9 protein-coding genes are annotated in these 19,325 nt (G+C 54.1%); 6 read left to right on the top strand and 3 right to left on the bottom strand.

The features are described from left to right. Positions 1 to 101: 101 nt before the first annotated feature. The 6 genes from N7326_RS03735 to N7326_RS03710 all read left to right on the top strand — a co-directional run bounded on the left by N7326_RS03735 (position 102) and on the right by N7326_RS03710 (position 15,333). Complete coding sequence (locus tag N7326_RS03735) at positions 102 to 1,022, top strand: class C sortase (protein ID WP_263088173.1); 921 nt, start codon at positions 102 to 104, stop codon at positions 1,020 to 1,022. Between the two features lie 9 nt (positions 1,023 to 1,031). Then, the gene (locus tag N7326_RS03730) at positions 1,032 to 2,342 is read left to right on the top strand and encodes a SpaH/EbpB family LPXTG-anchored major pilin (RefSeq protein ID WP_263088172.1); all 1,311 of its coding nucleotides are present in this window, start codon (positions 1,032 to 1,034) and stop codon (positions 2,340 to 2,342) included. Between the two features lie 3 nt (positions 2,343 to 2,345). Next, the gene (locus N7326_RS03725) at positions 2,346 to 6,404 is read left to right on the top strand and encodes a SpaA isopeptide-forming pilin-related protein (RefSeq protein ID WP_263088171.1); all 4,059 of its coding nucleotides are present in this window, start codon (positions 2,346 to 2,348) and stop codon (positions 6,402 to 6,404) included. Positions 6,405 to 6,514: 110 nt separating this feature from the next. After that, the gene (locus N7326_RS03720; protein WP_259289375.1) at positions 6,515 to 7,441 is read left to right on the top strand and encodes a DUF3068 domain-containing protein; all 927 of its coding nucleotides are present in this window, start codon (positions 6,515 to 6,517) and stop codon (positions 7,439 to 7,441) included. Between the two features lie 276 nt (positions 7,442 to 7,717). Continuing rightward, positions 7,718 to 11,212 (top strand): DNA-directed RNA polymerase subunit beta, encoded by a 3,495-nt coding sequence (gene rpoB / locus N7326_RS03715; protein WP_259158171.1) that lies wholly within the window; start codon positions 7,718 to 7,720, stop codon positions 11,210 to 11,212. A 113-nt stretch (positions 11,213 to 11,325) separates the two neighbouring features. Next, positions 11,326 to 15,333 (top strand): DNA-directed RNA polymerase subunit beta', encoded by a 4,008-nt coding sequence (locus N7326_RS03710; RefSeq protein ID WP_259077508.1) that lies wholly within the window; start codon positions 11,326 to 11,328, stop codon positions 15,331 to 15,333. Between the two features lie 77 nt (positions 15,334 to 15,410). Here N7326_RS03710 and N7326_RS03705 read toward each other — a convergent pair whose 3' ends face one another. From N7326_RS03705 to N7326_RS03695, 3 genes are all read right to left on the bottom strand, one after another. Beyond that, positions 15,411 to 16,064: an anaerobic ribonucleoside-triphosphate reductase activating protein gene (locus N7326_RS03705; RefSeq protein ID WP_259289374.1), complete on the bottom strand. Its 654-nt coding sequence runs from the start codon at positions 16,062 to 16,064 to the stop codon at positions 15,411 to 15,413. Further along, complete coding sequence (locus tag N7326_RS03700; RefSeq protein WP_259289373.1) at positions 16,030 to 17,784, bottom strand: ribonucleoside triphosphate reductase; 1,755 nt, start codon at positions 17,782 to 17,784, stop codon at positions 16,030 to 16,032. Before N7326_RS03700 ends, N7326_RS03705 begins: the two co-directional genes overlap by 35 nt. Positions 17,785 to 17,952: 168 nt before the next feature. After that, positions 17,953 to 19,209 (bottom strand): ammonium transporter, encoded by a 1,257-nt coding sequence (locus N7326_RS03695; protein ID WP_263088169.1) that lies wholly within the window; start codon positions 19,207 to 19,209, stop codon positions 17,953 to 17,955. Positions 19,210 to 19,325 lie beyond the last annotated feature (116 nt).

Raw genomic sequence — 19,325 nt, 5'->3', positions numbered from 1 at the left:
TAGCTGAAGGCTAAAAGGGGCTAAGCCCAAGCGCTTAGCCCCTTACCTTCACTTTTCACGATCTTATATAAAATAACTTAAACAAACCGAAGGCGTCACCTATGACTGTAACTGCCCGCCATAGGGCCCCTCACGCTCCTGCCCCGCGCAAGCGCGTCTCCCCAGTCTCGGTAATCTTCAGCGTGATTGGTCTCATCCTCCTGCTGTACCCAGTGGTGGGGACCATCTATGAAAATTCGCAGCAAAGCCACCAAGTCCAGGCATATACCTCACAGGTAGGTGCCATAGACGAACAAGAGCTTGCCGCGGAGATCGAGCGAGCCCGGGAATGGAACGCTGAGAAGCAAGGTGGTCCTATTTTGGACCCCTGGTTACAGCGAGTAACGCAAGATAACGTCGAATACCAAGAGTATCTCGAACAGCTCAATCTGACCTCTGTGATGGGACGTATATATATCCCATCCATAAAATCTGATTTGCCGATCTACCACGGCACCACCGAGACGGTTCTATCCAAAGGGATAGGCCACCTATTCGGCAGTGGATTGCCAGTGGGCGGAGTGGGTAACCATACGGTTCTGACAGGTCACACGGGTTTATCGGTGGCTACCCTCTGGGATAATCTGATCAAGGTCAATGTCGGCGATGTTATTTACCTCGACGTTTCCGGTGAGAAAATGAAGTATCAGGTACGCCAAACCGAAATAGTTTTGCCTACGGAGACGGACAACCTTCGCCCCGTTCCAGGGCAAGACCTCATAACACTTATTACGTGTACCCCCTACGGCATCAACAGCCACCGCTTCCTCGTTCACGCGGAGCGGGTGCCCATGGAGCCCGTAGATGAAGAAGAATTTCAAACGATTGACACGATTCGTCAACCATTGCAGTGGTGGATGTATGTTGCGCTAGCAGTAGCACTCATCTTCATGATTTTGATGATTCGGGAGTTTGTAAAAGCGCGCCGCGACAGCAAAAAAGCGGAAACCACTACCGGCCTGAGCGAAAGCGCAGAAGGCTAAGGATAACGAATGCTACAGAAAACGAAACGCCACCAAGGCCGCCGACTCTTTGCCGCCTTGGCCACGGTGGCTTGTATGACGGTCACCACCCCGCTAGCAGTTGCCGCAGACGGCGGGCCATCGCCTTCGCTTATCGACGCCTCGCAAAAAGCCTCCCTCAGTATTCATAAAAGCGAGGGCGACCCTATCATGCAATACGGGGATCCGTCGAATCCCAACGCACCTAAAAAATTGGATCCACTGGAAGGGATCAAATTCTCAGTGCAGAAGATCAACGGCGTTGATCTCACCACCAACGACGGCTGGCGCCTGGCAGAATCGTTTAAGATAGCGGACTTTTACCAGAGGGGAAAAGAGTTCTCTCGCCTGACACCTAAAGTAAGTGAAGCCACCGGTGCAGACGGCATAGCCCGATTTAATAATCTCGACCTGGGCCTTTACTACGTCACCGAGGATGTGGATTCTGCAGCTCGCGGGAATTTTACGGTTGTTTCTCCCTTTATGGTGGCGGTGCCTACCACCAATCAAGATCGCAGCGGTTGGGAGTATAGCGTGAGAGTGGAGGCCAAAGACCAGAAAATTACTGGTCAGCTATCAAATAACCTCAGCTGTGTGAACCCAGGCGACGATCTCGAATACGGGCTGTCGACTACATTGCCAGCCCCCGGACGCGACGGGCGAATTTCCACATTCAAGATTTCCGTACCGCTCGAGCAATCGCAAACGTATATTCCCGATAGCGAAGATGTATATTATGGCACCTACCATAATGACAAGAATCCAGTACGCCTTGACGGTGGGGACTATATCATCGACGTGGATTCAGACAACGTCGTGCGCGTAACGCTCACCGAAAGCGGCTTGATCAAGGTCAGTGAAGTTCGACGGGGTAACCCAGACGCACATCTTAGTTTGCGCTTCAAAGCCCAGACCTCGCGCGATGCCTCTAAGAACAAGAATCGCATCACCTTCCGCGGCTATATCACCCCTCCTGGTTATCCGGATTTCGATCTGATTGGCCGGTATGGTGTGGCAACCGATGAGGCGTCTGTGAAGGTGCCGTGTAGTAGTCCGAATATTCCAATAGTGCCGATTCCTATTCCTATTCCTCCAATTGACCCACCAGGTAACCCTCCAATTCCCAAAGATCCTCCGTCGCCAGACGAACCCCCGAGGCCGAATGATCCCAAAAAGGGGATACCCAAGATTCCGGGAAATCTAGCCTACACAGGGGCCAATAGCCTACCCATAGCCATCTTTGGACTGGTGCTCTTGCTCGTGGGCATTGCAGTACTTCGTCGTAGTTACAAAAGGAACTAGTTTATGAAAAACTCTCTATCTCGTTACGGCAAGGCCCTTTTTGCCTCAATGCTAGCGACTGGGTTGCTTGTGACCGTAGCTCCTTTTGCTCAATCGGCAGAGGAGATGGCTGGCACTTCCGAGATTGCTCAGCTATCAGACGCCTCAATCGAAGGGGAGCCGACTCTTGTCGAACAAGAGTCTCTCGCAGAGAATTCTGAGAACAGCGAAGGCAACTTATCCGCTGATTTCACGAGTCGAACCATCTCAGCAGATGAAGAATCTGGACTCGTTGTTCGTACGCTCGAAGGCGTGATTACAAACGTGCCGGAGCTGCAAAGTTCCCCCGATTTTCTCCTGATTCAAAAACTGGGAAATAACGATCCAGTAAAGGAAATTATCTCTGCTTCATTCGGCGACACGGAGGCAAGCGGTGATATCTTCGAGCTTGCCTCCGACGAACTGGAAAATTCGTTCGGACAATCTCAAGAGGATGCAAAGTTTGGGCAGGTTCTTCGTCTTTATCTAGATTCCACCAATGCGGATACGCCCACTGAAATCCAGCGCGGCGACAAGTTCTCTATTACGTATACGGTGATGGGAGTCGAAGAAGATGCCCATTGGAAGCTACTGACAAGTGAATTCTTGGATAGCGTACTCGGCGACTCGCCCCTCAAGCTATCATCAGTCTCGGCTGGCCCCAAGATTGAGTACACAGTCACTGATCTAAAAACTGGTGAATATAAAGGACGTAAGTATACCGAGCGCAGGGTATCCGGGCGGATTGTAGACGACTCGGGGATCCGCCCCAGTTTTCCGCGTGTATTCTTTGAGTTCCAAGGGGTTCCAACGGACTTTTGGGAAGCCCAGTCTCGAGACAGGGGGGCCCAGGAAAAACCTAGCGATCCCAAAATAGGAGGCATAAGAGTTCATATCTATGAAGAAGCAACCGGAAACGTAGTTGATTCTCGAAACCACTACATTTATACCCCTATGCAGTACGAGCGCAGCTTTGATCTAAATGCTGCCGATAGAGACCATGTGATCGTGCAGCTCGTAGATGACCAGCGTAGAGCCACAAATGGACGATTGAGCGGTAAAAATTTCGAATTTGTTTACCGGGATTTTGGGCCAAAAGTGCGCTCAACTTGGAAGATTTTGCCTACAGATTCTGGCTATACAGAAGCTGCTGCAGCACCAAAACCCGGCGGTTTTGACCGGGTCTCGGCGGGCCGAGATGCATATCAGCAGTTCATCGAGAGAGATCACCTCCCTTCCGAGCTCCTCGGTGCTAGGGACGAAGACGGGGAGGTAGAGGATTACCGGTACCCAGTTAAAGAAGTCGCACCTCGTTCCGATAATCCCAGTTTCCCAGGCCCTAATACGGGCAGCGATAACGTAACGACAGATGGTGGCATATCTAGAAAGATAATAAACAACCCAGGGTGGTGTTCTCCTTTCCATCGAAAACCCGATCACACGACTATAAATTTTTCGCAGGAGCGGCAAAGCAATTCAAGGGGGGGAGAGTGCCAAGTTCTGAACTATGGTGAGCAAGGTCGTTTCTATAGCCGGGAAAATGTTCAAACAGCGACCTACAATCGAAACACTCGCCTATCCTACCGTTCGCAGGAGTTTACGATTGGCGGTACAAAGGGCGGAGTGCTTTACGGAGTAAATTTCGGTGTCTTCGAACCCTTGCGATATGCAAGGATGGGCCCCCCCGACTTAGGAATAGTCAGGGGAGACGCCCGTAAAGCCTTGAATTTTCAAATCCTCGATATTTTAGACACGACTGACTGGGTGGTCACCACGGACCTGAGCGATAACTATCACGGCAGTTATATCCTAACTCCTCACCCAGTTAAATCTCGCGGTAAGTATATTGATGATCCGCGAAATAAAATGGGCATTCGAGTATCGACTTCCCAACGGGGGAAGTCCAAGGTTGAATTCCTGTCACCCGAGGGTATTAAATTTTTTATTGATAGCGGCAGAGGAAGTAGCGCAGTAGACGTTACTCGTTTGGGGTTGAAAATCCCCCCAAACACCCCAATGAAAATCAGCTATGGGACTAACGAGCGAGAAAGTGTGCTAAGGAATGACTTAAAGTTTGCGCGGAATGGATTTTTGGTGCCCTATTGGGGGAATGTCTCTCAACCAGATCCAACTGAGTTAGAGGTATCGAAAGACCCAATCGCATCGGAGTCGAATGGGGTAGACATTTTCACCTACGACCTGACGGTGCGAAATGATAAAGCTGAAGCGGGTAAGCGGAATATTAGCCGCGAATATCTGCTCTACGACACCCCAGATTTCGCCAAGGCTGAGAAGATTATCAAAGTGGTTCAGGTTAAGTCTGGAGGCGAAACACCCCTAGTAAAGTCCGGAGATGGCAAAGGATATGTGATCCCAGGCGAAAATGGTAACACCCATGTCATCGAAGCTGGAGCTACTCAGACTTTCCGGATCAAAGTCTATACCGAATTAGACGCCGCAGCGCTAAATCCGTCTAGATTGGCATGCCAACCAAAACCCACACCTGGAGATGGTGCATACAACAAAGCCCGTATCGAATACGGCCAGTCGGAGGTGGCTGAGGCGGAAGCGTGCATTGACATTGTCAACCTCAAGATCGCTCCGCCGCGGGTGTCTAAGGAAGTTTATGGCAACAGAATTACGTGGCGTCCGAACGGGAATGGGGAACCATTCTACCAGGCCACTTACACGGTAACGGTGGATAATAAGGCTGAGGAAAATCAAACTAATGGCCCAGTTGTATCCACAGATCGGGAGATCTACGTTGATCGTGAACTTACAGTCGTAGATTACCTCGGTTTTAGCGAAGACGTTGATGTTTTTAAAGTGGTGCTGATCGATCTGGACACCAACAAAAATACGGTGATAAGTCCAGTCAACGGACCGCTAGTACTGCAGCACGGTGACGTGCCGGGCAAGGTAAAAGTCCGAGCTGGTGAGACATTGGAGTTCCGGGTGCTTGTCCAATTTCGATTCCAGCCGAAGCTCATCTCTGGGGTATCTCCGAATTCCCTTAAATGCGCGGCGGGGGGACGTGGAAATGGCGGCTTCAATAAAGTTACTGTAGCGAAGGAAGGTGCCGGCACAACCGAGGATCTCACAGCTGAAGCTTGCATTGATCTCCCTCTACCTCCGCTGGTGGTGAAGGAGGTTTTTCGAGGACCACGGGAGAATGCGTCGGGCAAGCTCGAAATCGAGTATCGCGTTAAGGTTACTAATCCCAACGACAGTACGAAGATCGGGAAATTGAAACTAGTGGATCAACCTCGTTTCTCTCCTAGCGCTAGGAATATTTCCGTCGGAATCAGAGAAGACTCGGCTTCTCCATATCAGATGAGGCCGGCAGATAATCACAAACTGCCAAGTGATGTGTTCGATCTGGACTCTGATGCGTCGAAAACCTTTTTCGTGATCGCAGAATTTGATAAGCCTCAGCTGCAGGATAAGGCAAGCACTACCTTAATCTGTGACCCCCAAAACGGTGGCGGCCACGGACTTTTCAACGAGGCCACGGTGTCAATCGGCAGTCGGTTGATTGCTCGTGACGATGCCTGTGCCGATATTCCGGCTCCAGAGGATCCGTTGACCAGCCTAGTGCTTCAAAAGGTGGATACCTCTACAGCGATTATTCCGTTGGAAAAGGATTGGCAGTTTAGCGTTTATCGGGCAAATGATTCATGGGAAATTCAGGGGGATGCGATCAACTTCACCCAGACCAATGCGGGGGATAATACGCGCCAGACCGAGAACATTATCGGTCTGGGTAAATACATCCTGATCGAAACCAAGGCTCCGCAGGGCTACCAACTTCTCGCGCAACCGGTTGAACTCGAGGTTTTCCTTGACGGGAATCAGCTCAAGGTGCGTCAACCTCAGGGGCGAGTGAACCCCGCCGCGGAAGTTACAGAACCGAATATCATCAAGGTAGCTGACGTTACTACCGGTGAGTTACCGCGCTCGGGTGGCTTCGGGGTGTTCTGGCTCCTTATCGCTGGCGCTGGTCTTTTAGGTGGCGCCTGGTGGTTTAATCGCCGTAAAAACTAGACCAGGAATTTCAATATAATGCTCCCCTTCCACTGGTAGGGGAGCATTATTGTATGACCGCATATAAGCGCTCCCAAGGGATTATTCGAAGGTGTTATAGGATGGTGCACATGCTTCCAAAGTCACGAATCTTTAGTGTTCTGCTGCTCGGCTTAGGCTGTGCGCTGCTTGTCGGCGGATTACTCCAAGCCCAACTAGGACGCTTTGACGCCAGGCTGCCCCTTGATCCCACCCGCTATACCTGGACCCTGGTGGATCCTGAGGCAACCATTTCTGATCTCACCCTGGAAGCAACCGAGAAAGCGTCCGTGACAAAACAGGTAGAAGCAAGTCTGATTCGTCCCAGCGACGAAGATACGGCCACCATTAGGCTCGCCACCTCAGTGCGGCGCACTGGGCTGGACGATCTAGAGGGCCTGCATACCGCAGCAGTCTCCACCTATACCTTCGACCGTATAACGGGTGAGATTCTGAGCCCTATCCGTGTGATTGATCAATTAGCGGGAATCCCTCGAGATACCGATACTGACGGTGTGTGGTGGAAATTCCCTACAGCAGCTGAGAAAACAAGCTATATGGTCTTTGATGAGACTCTGGCTACTAGCTACCCTGCCGTCTATGAGTCTGAGGTAGAGGAGGATGGGCGCACCATGATGGCCTACCGCCAGATCATTGACCCGGAGAAGGTCAATGCGGAGCGCTCTGGTTTGCTCACCACCTTAGAGATTGATGGTCAGCCGGCTTATCTCGAGCACGCAGCCGAGCGGGTATTCTATGTTGATCGCGAGAGCGGGGTTGTGGTTGATCTCGAGGAGCAGATCACCGATATATACCGCTACGCAGATGGTGAGCAAGCAGGGATTCTTCTTGATTTTAATGGGCGCATGACTGAGCAGAATCGAGAGGACCTTCGCGCGGCTGCGTCGGAGATTTCCCGCCGCGATTTTTGGAGGACTTTTAGCTATATTCTTGCAGCTCTCGGTGCCCTCTCGATTATTGCCGGTGGTATTGGGTCTTTCCGCCGCGGGCGCGGCTAAGTTGCTTTTAGCGCTAGGAATTCTCTACAGTGTGGTTTTGTTGCCCATAAACTCTGTTCATGGGCTTTACATGGTGTCCTCGGTGCTCTATACTTGACCTTTGCCCTAGGACACTTGTTCCTTTTTTACAGACCTTAGCTGGTCGGCTTTTTGAAAAAGCTGGATAGTTGAGGTCTTTCGGTGTTAGCACCAGCAGGTTTCTTATGGCATTACCGAAATTGCTCAAATACTAGCGGTTTGTGGTGGCCAATATTGCGGGGCCGCCATCCGCGTGAGGTGCTGGAAGGACCCATCTTGGCAAGCCCCCGCCCACTCAACTCAACTATACCAGGGGCTCCCGAACGTAAATCGTTCGCGAAAATTAATGAACCTATTGAAGTCCCTGGTCTTCTTGATATCCAACTGGAATCGTTCTCTTGGCTGATCGGCGCGTCTGATTGGCGCGAACGACGTCAAGCTGAATTAGGCGAAGGGGTCCCAGTGACCTCTGGCCTGGAGGATATCCTCGCAGAGCTGAGCCCGATTCAAGATTATTCCGGCAATATGTCTCTCTCCCTCTCTTCACCACGCTTTGAAGAGATGAAGAATACTATTGACGAATCCAAAGATAAAGATATTAACTACTCGGCGCCGCTCTATGTCACCGCCGAGTTTATTAACAACGAAACCGGCGAGATTAAATCCCAGACCGTCTTCATCTGTGACTTCCCGATGATGACCGAAAAAGGTACCTTCATCGTCAACGGCACTGAGCGTGTCGTGGTCTCACAGTTGGTGCGTTCCCCTGGTGTTTATTTCGATCAAACCATCGATAAATCCACCGAGCGTTCGCTGCACTCAGTGAAGGTGATCCCTTCTCGCGGTGCATGGCTAGAATTCGATGTGGATAAGCGCGACACGGTCGGTGTGCGTATTGATCGCAAGCGTCGTCAGCCCGTCACCGTCCTTCTGAAGGCACTAGGCTGGACCACCGAGCAGATCCAAGAGCGCTTTGGCTTCTCTGAAGTGATGATGTCCACGCTGGAATCTGATGGTGTCTCCAATACTGATGAGGCATTGCTGGAGATTTACCGCAAGCAGCGCCCCGGTGAGCAGCCTACGCGTGATCTCGCGCAGTCGCTGCTTGATAATTCGTTCTTCCGCGCCAAGCGCTATGACCTCGCAAAGGTGGGCCGCTATAAGGTCAACCGCAAGCTGGGCTTAGGCGGCGACAACGAGGGTTTGATGACCCTCACCGAGCAGGATATCGCGACCGCAATTGAGTACCTCGTGCGCCTGCATGCCGGTGAAACCTCGATGACCAGCCCCACGGGTGAGGTCATCCCGGTAGAAACCGATGATATTGACCATTTCGGTAACCGTCGCCTGCGTACCGTCGGTGAGCTCATTCAAAACCAGGTGCGTGTGGGTCTGTCCCGCATGGAGCGCGTGGTTCGTGAGCGCATGACCACCCAGGATGCGGAGTCAATCACCCCGACCTCCCTGATTAACGTGCGCCCGGTATCTGCCGCGATCCGCGAATTCTTCGGAACCTCGCAGCTCTCGCAGTTTATGGATCTGAATAACTCTCTCTCAGGGCTCACCCACAAGCGCCGTCTCTCGGCGCTGGGACCAGGTGGTCTTTCGCGTGAGCGCGCCGGCATTGAAGTCCGTGACGTCCACGCCTCTCACTATGGCCGTATGTGCCCCATCGAGACCCCCGAAGGCCCGAATATTGGTCTGATCGGCTCCTTGGCTTCCTACGCCCGCGTGAATGCCTTCGGCTTCATCGAGACTCCATATCGTAAGGTCGTTGACGGAGTTGTCACCGATCACGTGGATTATCTCACTGCGGATGAAGAAGATCGCTACGTGGTGGCTCAGGCTAATACCGAATATGACGAGAATGGTGTCATTACCGAAGAGCGCGTGACGGTTCGCCTGAAGAAGGGCGATATCCAGGTGGTATCCGGCAAGGATATTGACTATATGGACGTCTCCCCACGCCAGATGGTCTCAGTGGCTACCGCCATGATTCCATTCCTTGAGCACGACGATGCTAACCGTGCTCTGATGGGCGCGAATATGCAGCGCCAGGCTGTGCCACTCGTGCGCTCTGAGGCGCCGTATGTTGGTACCGGTATGGAGCTGCGCGCCGCCTATGATGCCGGCGATCTGGTGATCAATAAGGCCACCGGCTATGTGGAGAATATGAGCGCTGACTTCATCACCGTGATGTCAGATGATGGCACGCGCGAGACCTACCTGCTGCGCAAATTCGAGCGCACCAACCAGGGAACGTCCTATAACCAGAAGCCGCTCGTTGATATCGGAGACCGTGTAGAAAAGGGCCAGGTTCTCGCTGATGGTCCTGGTACCCATAACGGTGAGATGGCCTTGGGTCGGAACTTGCTGGTGGCATTTATGCCATGGGAAGGCCACAACTACGAGGACGCTATTATTCTCAACCAGCGCTTAGTGGAGGAGGATATTCTTACCTCTATCCATATCGAGGAGCACGAGATCGATGCTCGCGATACCAAGCTTGGGCCTGAGGAAATCACCCGCGAGATCCCGAATGTCTCCGAGGACGTGCTCAAGGATCTCGACGAGCGCGGCATTGTGCGCATCGGTGCCGATGTTCGCGACGGCGATATCTTAGTGGGTAAGGTCACCCCGAAGGGTGAGACCGAGCTGACTCCGGAAGAGCGCCTGTTGCGTGCCATCTTCGGCGAGAAGGCCCGTGAGGTTCGTGATACCTCCATGAAGGTGCCACACGGTGAGACCGGTAAGGTTATCGGCGTGCGTCGCTTCTCCCGCGAGGATGATGACGATCTCTCGCCAGGCGTCAACGAGATGATTCGCGTTTATGTTGCCCAAAAGCGCAAGATTCAAGACGGTGATAAGCTCGCCGGCCGCCACGGCAATAAGGGCGTGGTGGGTAAGATCCTGCCGCAGGAGGATATGCCTTTCCTCCCTGATGGAACCCCAGTGGATATTATCCTCAATACCCACGGTGTGCCGCGTCGTATGAATATTGGCCAGGTGCTCGAAGTTCACCTCGGCTGGCTGGCTGCTGCTGGTTGGTCGATTGATCCGGAGGTGTTGGAAAACGCCCAGCTTATGGAGAGCCTGCCGGAAGATCTCTACGATGTAGAGCCCGGTACGCTGACGGCAACACCAGTATTCGACGGTGCCACCAATGAGGAAATCGCTGGTCTGCTGCGCAATTCTCGCCCCAACCGCGACGGCGATGTCATGGTTAATGGCGAGGGCAAGGCCACCCTCTTTGATGGTCGTTCTGGTGAACCATTCCCGTACCCCGTGGCCGTGGGCTATATGTATATCCTCAAGCTCCACCACCTGGTGGACGAGAAGATCCACGCTCGCTCTACTGGTCCTTACTCCATGATTACGCAGCAGCCACTGGGCGGTAAGGCTCAGTTCGGTGGCCAGCGCTTTGGTGAGATGGAAGTGTGGGCGATGCAGGCCTATGGCGCCGCCTATACCCTGCAAGAGCTCTTGACCATCAAGTCTGATGACGTGGTGGGTCGTGTGAAGGTCTACGAAGCCATTGTGAAGGGCGAGAATATCCCAGATCCGGGTATCCCCGAATCCTTCAAGGTGCTGCTCAAGGAATTGCAGTCACTCTGCCTCAACGTTGAAGTCCTCTCCGCCGACGGCACTCCGATGGAACTGTCCGGCTCCGATGAGGATGACTTCGATCAGGCGGGTGCCTCGATGGGCATTAACCTCTCTCGCGATGAGCGTTCCGACGCCGATAGCGCCTAAGAATGCTAGGTCTGCCACCACTAAGATGCACCAAAAAAGGTGTGCATGTGTAGGGGTGGCGGGCGGACCGAATCACCACCACAAGAAAAAAACTTTTTAAGAAAGGGAGTTACGTGTACGACGTCAACTTCTTCGAGGAGCTCCGCATCGGCCTAGCCACCGCCGACGATATTCGTCGCTGGTCAAAAGGTGAGGTCAAGAAGCCCGAAACCATCAACTACCGTACCCTCAAGCCCGAGAAGGACGGCCTGTTCTGCGAGCGCATCTTCGGCCCCACCAGGGACTGGGAATGTGCCTGCGGTAAATATAAGCGAGTGCGCTACAAGGGCATTATCTGTGAACGCTGCGGCGTTGAAGTGACCAAATCCAAGGTACGCCGTGAGCGCATGGGCCATATTGAGCTCGCTGCTCCCGTCACCCACATTTGGTATTTCAAGGGTGTGCCCTCTAGGTTGGGTTACCTGCTAGATCTTGCACCTAAGGATCTCGAGCGCATTATCTACTTCGCCGCCAATATCATCACCAGCGTTGATGATGAGGCTCGCCATTCGGATCAGTCCACTCTGGAAGCTGAAATGCTGCTGGAGAAGAAAGACCGTGAGGCAGAAGCCGAGTCGGAGATCTCCGAGCGCGCCCAGAAGCTCGAGGAGGACCTCGCAGAACTAGAGGCCGCTGGCGCTAAGGCAGATGCGCGTCGGAAAGTGCAAAACGCGGCGGAAAAGGAAATGCAGCATATCCGCGAGCGAGCACAGCGCGATATCGATTTCCTGGACGAGATCTGGCAAACCTTTGTCAAGCTCGCCCCGAAGCAAATGATTATCGATGACAAGATCTACGAAGAGCTTGTTGATCGCTACGAGGATTATTTCACCGGCGGTATGGGTGCAGAGGCAATCCAAACCCTGATCCGCAATTTCGACCTCGATGCCGAGGCCGAGAAGCTGCGCGAAATTATCAATAATGGCAAGGGCCAAAAGAAGATGCGCGCGCTCAAGCGTTTGAAGGTCGTGGCGGCTTTCCAGCGCTCCGGCAATGATCCTGCGGGCATGGTGCTCGACTGCATTCCGGTGATCCCCCCAGAGTTGCGCCCCATGGTGCAGCTCGACGGTGGTCGCTTTGCTACCAGCGATCTCAATGATCTCTACCGCCGCGTGATCAACCGCAATAATCGCCTCAAGCGCATGATCGATCTGGGTGCGCCTGAGATCATCGTGAATAACGAGAAGCGTATGTTGCAGGAGTCCGTGGATGCGCTCTTTGACAATGGTCGTCGCGGTCGCCCAGTGACTGGTCCTGGTACCCGTCCGCTGAAATCGCTTTCTGATCTGCTCAAGGGTAAGCAAGGTCGCTTCCGCCAGAACTTGCTGGGTAAGCGCGTGGATTACTCCGGTCGTTCCGTGATTATTGTTGGTCCGCAGTTGAAGCTGCACGAGTGTGGTCTGCCGAAGCTGATGGCTCTCGAGCTCTTCAAGCCTTTTGTGATGAAGCGCCTGGTGGAGCACGATTATGCGCAGAATATTAAATCAGCCAAGCGCATGGTGGAACGCCAGCGTCCAGAGGTGTGGGATGTGCTGGAAGAAGCCATTGCGCAGCACCCTGTGATGCTCAACCGCGCACCGACGCTGCACCGATTGGGTATTCAGGCTTTCGAGCCCAAGCTCATTGAGGGTAAAGCTATTCAGCTCCACCCTCTTGCCTGTGAAGCTTTTAACGCTGACTTCGATGGTGACCAGATGGCTGTGCACCTGCCGCTATCGGCAGAGGCACAGGCTGAAGCCCGCGTGCTTATGCTCGCCTCTAATAATATTTTGTCCCCAGCATCCGGTAAGCCTCTGGCTATGCCACGTCTGGATATGGTCACAGGTCTCTACTACCTCACCATGGACAAGACGGAGGAAGAATTCGGTGGCCAAGGCGCTTATAAGCCGGCAACCGCCGAAGGTCCAGCAACGGGCGTGTACTCGAGCGTGGCCGAGGCCATTATGGCCTATGACCGCAAGGAATTAGGTATGCAGGCCAAGATTAAGGTCCGCATCTCTCACCTGCGTCCGCCAGCAGATATTGAAGAGGAGCACTTCGCCGACGGGTGGGAGAAGGGCCAAACCTGGCTCGCCGATACCACCTTGGGCCGTATCTACTTCAATGAGCTTTTGCCCTGGAACTACCCCTACCTTGAGGGTGTGATGGTTCGTAAGGGTGGCGGCACCGACAAGATCATGCTCGGTGATGTGATTAATGATCTCGCCGCCAAGTACCCCATGATCACCGTGGCTCAAACCATGGACAAGATGAAGGATGCTGGCTTCTACTGGGCTACCCGTTCCGGTGTCACCATCTCCATGGCTGACGTGCTCGTGCTCGACGATAAGGATGAGCGTCTCGATAAATACGAGGCCGAAGCCCATAAGATCGAGCGCAAGTACTGGGAGCAAGGTGCTCTGACGGAGCGCGAACGCTATGACCGGTTGGTGGAGCTGTGGAAGAATGCCACCGATGAGATTGGTAAGGCTGTCGAGGATCTCTATCCTGATGACAACCCGATTCCGATGATCGTGAAGTCGGGTGCTGCTGGTAATATGCGTCAGATTTGGACGCTGGCTGGCATGAAGGGCATGGTTGTGAACTCGCGCGGTGAATATATCACCCGCCCGATTAAGACCTCCTTCCGTGAAGGCCTGTCCGTGCTGGAGTACTTCAACAACTCCCACGGTTCCCGTAAGGGTCTTGCCGATACCGCTTTGCGTACCGCTGACTCCGGCTACCTCACCCGTCGTCTGGTCGACGTTGCACAGGATGTTATTGTGCGCGAGGACGACTGCGAGACCCGCCTGGGTATCAAGGTTCCTGTTGCCGTGGCTCAAAAGGACGCCGAGGGCACCGTTATTGGTTATGGCGCCCACAGCTTGGTAGAGACCTCCGTCCTGGGCCGCGCTTTAGCAACTGCGGTGAAGAAGGACGATGAAATTCTCGCTGAGGCTGGCGAGTACTTAAGCGATGCGCTGGTATCCAAGCTGGTGCTCGCTGGTGTCGAAGAGATTAAGGTACGCTCCGTGCTCACCTGCCAGACGGCAACAGGTGTATGCGCTAAGTGCTACGGCATCTCCATGGCATCTGGCAAGCAGGTGGATATCGGCGAGGCCGTTGGTATTGTGGCTGCCCAGTCCATTGGTGAGCCTGGTACCCAGCTGACCATGCGTACCTTCCACCAAGGTGGCGTTGGTGGCGATATTACCGGTGGTCTGCCTCGTGTACAGGAGCTCTTTGAGGCTCGTGTGCCAAAGAACCGGGCACCGATTGCCGCTGCTGCTGGCACCATTCATCTCGAGGATGAGGGTAATTTCTATACGCTTACCATCACTCCTGATGATGGCTCCGATGACATCGTCTACGAGAAGCTCTCGAAGCGTCAGGGTCTTGCTAATACCAAGGCTCCTATGAGCTCCAACCCAGGTGCATTCCTCGAGCGCACGCTTGTCGACGGCGACCACGTTGAGGTGGGCGACCGCCTGCTGCGCGGCCCCGCTGATCCGCACGATGTGCTCGAGATCCTCGGCCGCCGCGGAGTGGAACAGCACCTCGTCGACGAGGTCCAGGCCGTTTACCGCGCTCAGGGTGTGGCGATCCACGATAAGCATATCGAGATCATTATCCGCCAGATGCTGCGTCGCGGTACCGTCATTGAATCCGGTTCCACCGAATTCCTGCCAGGTACCTTGGTTGATTTGGCTGAGGCTAAGGCCGCAAATGCTGAGGCATTGGCCGTTGGTGGCCAACCAGCTGAGCTGCGCAGCGAGATCATGGGTATTACCAAGGCTTCCTTGGCTACCGAGTCGTGGCTATCGGCTGCGTCCTTCCAGGAGACCACCCGTGTGCTCACGGACGCCGCTATTAATAAGCGTTCCGATAAGCTCATTGGTCTCAAGGAGAACGTGATCATCGGTAAGCTGATCCCTGCTGGTACGGGTATTTCGCGCTACCGCAATATTGCGGTCAAGCCCACTGAGGCTGCCCGCAATGCGGCGTACTCGATTCCTACCTATGGTGATTCGATCTACGGTGACGACTCCTACGGTGATTTCACCGGAGCATCGGTGCCCCTCGATGAAGCCTTCGATATGTAGGTAATTTACCGCTAAAAAAGCACTGCTTTCTCTGTAAGGAGGGAGCAGTGCTTTTTTGCGCTGTAGGCGAAAGATTCTTAGTGAAGAACAAACGGTGAGCCGTCGGCGGCGCGAGCATGCTGGATCACCAACTCGTGGCCATAACCCTCGACCTTTTCTGCGAGGGTACTAAGGTGGTGCTCGAGTGGGCTATCGGCGAAGATGGTGGTGCGTACCTGCATATCCACGCCGGCCTCGTCGAATAAGTGCATACTCTCCCAGCATCGATTGCCAATATGGGCGGGGCGTTGGATGACATATTCCATATCATCGGGCAGCGCTTTAATATCCAATCCCACCCAATCTGGAGTGGAATCCGGGGATTGCAGAAGGCGCCTAATAGCGGCGGGGGAGTAGCCACAGGTATGCAGCCCCACGGCAAAACCCTCCTGGTGGGCTTTCGCGATGGCTGGGCCCAGGCCTGAGGATAAGGTGGGCTCTCCGCCGGAAATCACGATACCGTCGAGTAAGGCGCGGCGAGTGGCTGCCTGGTCGAGGGCGGTATCGAAACTTAGTGCGCCACGTGTCAGCGGCTGCAGATTAGGGTTATGGCAGTAGACGCAGCGTAGTGGACACCCTTGGGTGAACACGGTGAGCGTGATATTTCCGGGCCAATCGGTGGCGGAAAACGGGATAATTCCCGCCACCGGAAGGCTTTTAGACGAGGGCTTCGTTAAAGTACTGGCGCTCATGGAACTCGCCCTTCTTACCAATATTGAAGCTGGCCATGGGGCGGAAATAACCCATAACGCGCGTCCACATCTCGGTGTCCTTCTCACACCGCGGGCAGTGTGGGTGCTCGCCCGAGATATAGCCGTGATCCGGGCAGATACTAAAGGTTGGGGTGACCGTGATATAGGGGAGTCGGTAGTTCTCCAGTGCGCGCCTGACCATCTTGGCGCAGGCCTCGCCGTCGCTCATCGCGGCCCCCATATACAGGTGCAAAACTGTACCACCGGTATACCGCGTTTGGAGCTCATCTTGGTGCTCGAGGGCGATGAAGGGGTCAGGAGTATGTGCCACTGGTAGCTGCGAGGAATTGGTGTAATAAGGCTCCTCGGCGCTGCCGGCGTGGAGGATATCGGGATAGCGCTTGATATCTTCCTTGGCTAGTCGGTAGGTGGCACCCTCAGCAGGGGTGGCCTCGAGATTATAGAGGTGGCCAGTGTCTTCCTGGGCTTGGGTAAGCCGGCCGTTGATATGGTCTAAGATCTCGATGACGAACTGCTTGCCCTCAGGGTCGGTGATATCGAGGATATCGTCACTATAATTGCGCACCAGCTCATTGAGCCCGTTCACGCCAATGGTGGTGAAGTGATTATCCAAGCTGGGCAGCCAGCGCTTGGTATAGGGGTAAAGCCCAGCATCTAGCATCTTGGCGACAAATGCGCGACGCTTTTCCAGGGTGTCTACGCTGAGATCAATGAGGGCATCGAGGGCATCAAAGAGCTCGTGGCGCTGTCCTTTAAAGAGATATCCCAAGCGGGCGCAGTTGAGGGTAACCACGCCGATGGAGCCGGTGAGTTCGGCGGAACCGAAGAGACCGTTGCCGCGTTTGAGAAGCTCGCGCAGATCCAGTTGGAGGCGGCAGCACATGGAGCGAATATCGCCGGGGTTGAGATCGGAATTGATGAAATTTTGGAAATAGGGCAGCCCATACCGGGCCGTCATGGTGAATAATTCCTTGGTCAGCGGTGCTTCCCAGTCGAAATCTTCCGCAATATTATAGGTGGGTATGGGGAAGGTAAAAGGCCGCCCGTCAGCGTCGCCTTCGGTCATCACCGCAATAAAAGCACGGTTGATCATATCGCGCTCGGCGTCGAGATCACCATAGGTGAACTCACACGGCTCGCCGCCGATAAAGGGCACCTGATCCTTGAGGTCATGAGGGCAGGTGAGGTCGAAGGTGAGATTAGTAAATGGAGTTTGGGTGCCCCAGCGGGAGGGGACGTTGAGGTTGAAGATGAATTCCTGCATGAGCTGTTCAACCTGGTCATAGCTGAGGTTATCGCGGCGGATATACGGAGCCATATAGGTATCAAAAGATGAGAAGGCTTGGGCGCCAGCCCATTCATTTTGCAAGGTACCAAGGAAATTCACCACTTGGCCGAGCGCTGCGGATAGGTGCTTAGGAGGGCGCGAAGCAATAGCACCGGTAACCCCACCAAAACCCTCAGCTAGCAGGTTGCGCAGTGACCATCCAGCGCAGTAACCAGAGAGCATATCGAGATCGTGGATATGAATGGCGCCTTCGCGGTGCGCGGTGGCAGCGGCGGGGGAGAAGATATCGTCGAGCCAATAATTGGCTACAGTTTTGCCGGCGGTATTGAGGATCATGCCGCCGAGGGAGTAGTCCTGGTTGGCGTTGGCGTTGACGCGCCAGTCGGTGCGGTTGAGGTATTCAGTGAGCATGGTTTCAGAATGTAGCCCACTGCCGACCCGCTACGCCACCATATATGGGAGCGTGTCGCTTTGCAATCCCTACATATTGTGGTTTGACCCCTTGGCTTTCGGGGTTTCACGAGGAGTGTGCCCCCTAGATATAGGATTAGTGGGATTAATTACATTTATGTAATTATCTTAATAATGGGCGAATCTCGCGCCTCCATCATCGTAAGCGGATTCTCCGTGGACCGTATCCGCGCCACTGTGTTCGGTCTCCGGGTCCAGGCGTAAGCCAATGGTGTGCTTGATGCCCAAACCAATAATGAGTGTCCATACGCCTGCGTAAACCATGGCGAAAAGTGCCACAAGAATCTGAATAATCACCAGCTCAATGGAGCGATCGGCGCTTAAGAATCCCACGGCTATCGTGCCCCAGAGGCCAGCAACGAGGTGGACTGCGACAACATCGAGGGAATCGTCGATACGCAAACGGTATTTCATGCGGATCACGCTCGAGGACAACACTCCCGCGCTCAGACCTAAGAAGATTGAGGTCAGAGGGGTTAAGGCGCCTGCCGCGGGAGTAATGGCGACGAGTCCCGCAACAAGGCCCGATGCCATGCCTAAGGTGGTGGCATAACCGTCGCGGAAGCGCTCGATCGCAAGCCAGCCGAGGCCTCCAGCGGCTGCGGCCACGGTGGTATTAAGCCATGCGAGGGCGGCCAGTCCTGAGGCAGATAGCGCGGAGCCGGCATTAAATCCACACCACCCGAACCACAAAAGACCGGTACCTAACATGACCATGGGGAGGTTATGGGGGCGGTGAGTGAGCTTGGTGAAGCTGCGTCTCGGGCCAATGAGTAAGGCCAAGACGAGCGCTGCGGTGCCAGCGGAGATATGGACGACCGTGCCTCCAGCGAAGTCGATGGGCTGGATGATCGCCTCACCGTTGTGGGTGCCAAAAAGGAATGCGGAGAGACTGTGGGTGGAGTGGCTCAAAAATCCGTGACCCCAGACCATATGGGCGAGAGGATAGTAGACCGCTGTGACCCAGAGGGGGATGAAGGCAAGCCAGGCGGGAAAACGGGTGCGCTCGGCGATAGAGCCGGCGATAATTGCGCAGGCAATGACGGCGAAGGTGAGCTGGAAGATGACATCAAAAATGATGGGGTAGCCCTCGGCTGTGGGGGTATGAACGCTGCTGAGATAATCCACGGGGTGGAAGGGATTGGCCACAAACCCGAGGATGGAGATTTCGCCGTAGGCCATGCTGAAGCCGTAGAGGACGTGAATGATGGGCACGATGGCAAGAGCTGCGAAGCACATCATCAGCATATTAAGGACCGCTTTGCCGCGGGACATGCCGCCGTAGAAGAGGGCGAGGGCGGGGGTCATAAGGAGGACGAGGGAGGCGGAGACCAAAAGCCATGCCCCTGTTGCTGTTGAATCCATAAGGGGTCCTTGATCAGCTAGTGGAGAAATTCTATAGATCAATAGAATTTTATCTATAGAACTATAGAAAACTGGCGGGGATAAGTCAAAACCCACACAGGCATCAGCAGATCTGC

The sequence above is a fragment of the Corynebacterium sp. ES2794-CONJ1 genome (genome assembly GCF_025660615.1).
Taxonomy (GTDB): Bacteria; Actinomycetota; Actinomycetes; order Mycobacteriales; family Mycobacteriaceae; genus Corynebacterium.
Note: the sequence above shows the minus strand (reverse complement) of the source record. Positions and strands in the feature narration are given on the sequence as shown.

Excerpts from the sequence above, each read along its gene's own strand:
- N7326_RS03735 (WP_263088173.1), top strand. The coding sequence starts at position 102 with ATGACTGTAACTGCCCGCCATAGGGCCCCTCACGCTCCTGCCCCGCGC.
- N7326_RS03730 (WP_263088172.1), top strand. The coding sequence starts at position 1,032 with ATGCTACAGAAAACGAAACGCCACCAAGGCCGCCGACTCTTTGCCGCC.
- N7326_RS03725 (WP_263088171.1), top strand. The coding sequence starts at position 2,346 with ATGAAAAACTCTCTATCTCGTTACGGCAAGGCCCTTTTTGCCTCAATG.
- N7326_RS03720 (WP_259289375.1), top strand. The coding sequence starts at position 6,515 with ATGCTTCCAAAGTCACGAATCTTTAGTGTTCTGCTGCTCGGCTTAGGC.
- N7326_RS03705 (WP_259289374.1), bottom strand. The coding sequence starts at position 16,064 with ATGAGCGCCAGTACTTTAACGAAGCCCTCGTCTAAAAGCCTTCCGGTG.
- N7326_RS03700 (WP_259289373.1), bottom strand. The coding sequence starts at position 17,784 with ATGCTCACTGAATACCTCAACCGCACCGACTGGCGCGTCAACGCCAAC.
- N7326_RS03695 (WP_263088169.1), bottom strand. The coding sequence starts at position 19,209 with ATGGATTCAACAGCAACAGGGGCATGGCTTTTGGTCTCCGCCTCCCTC.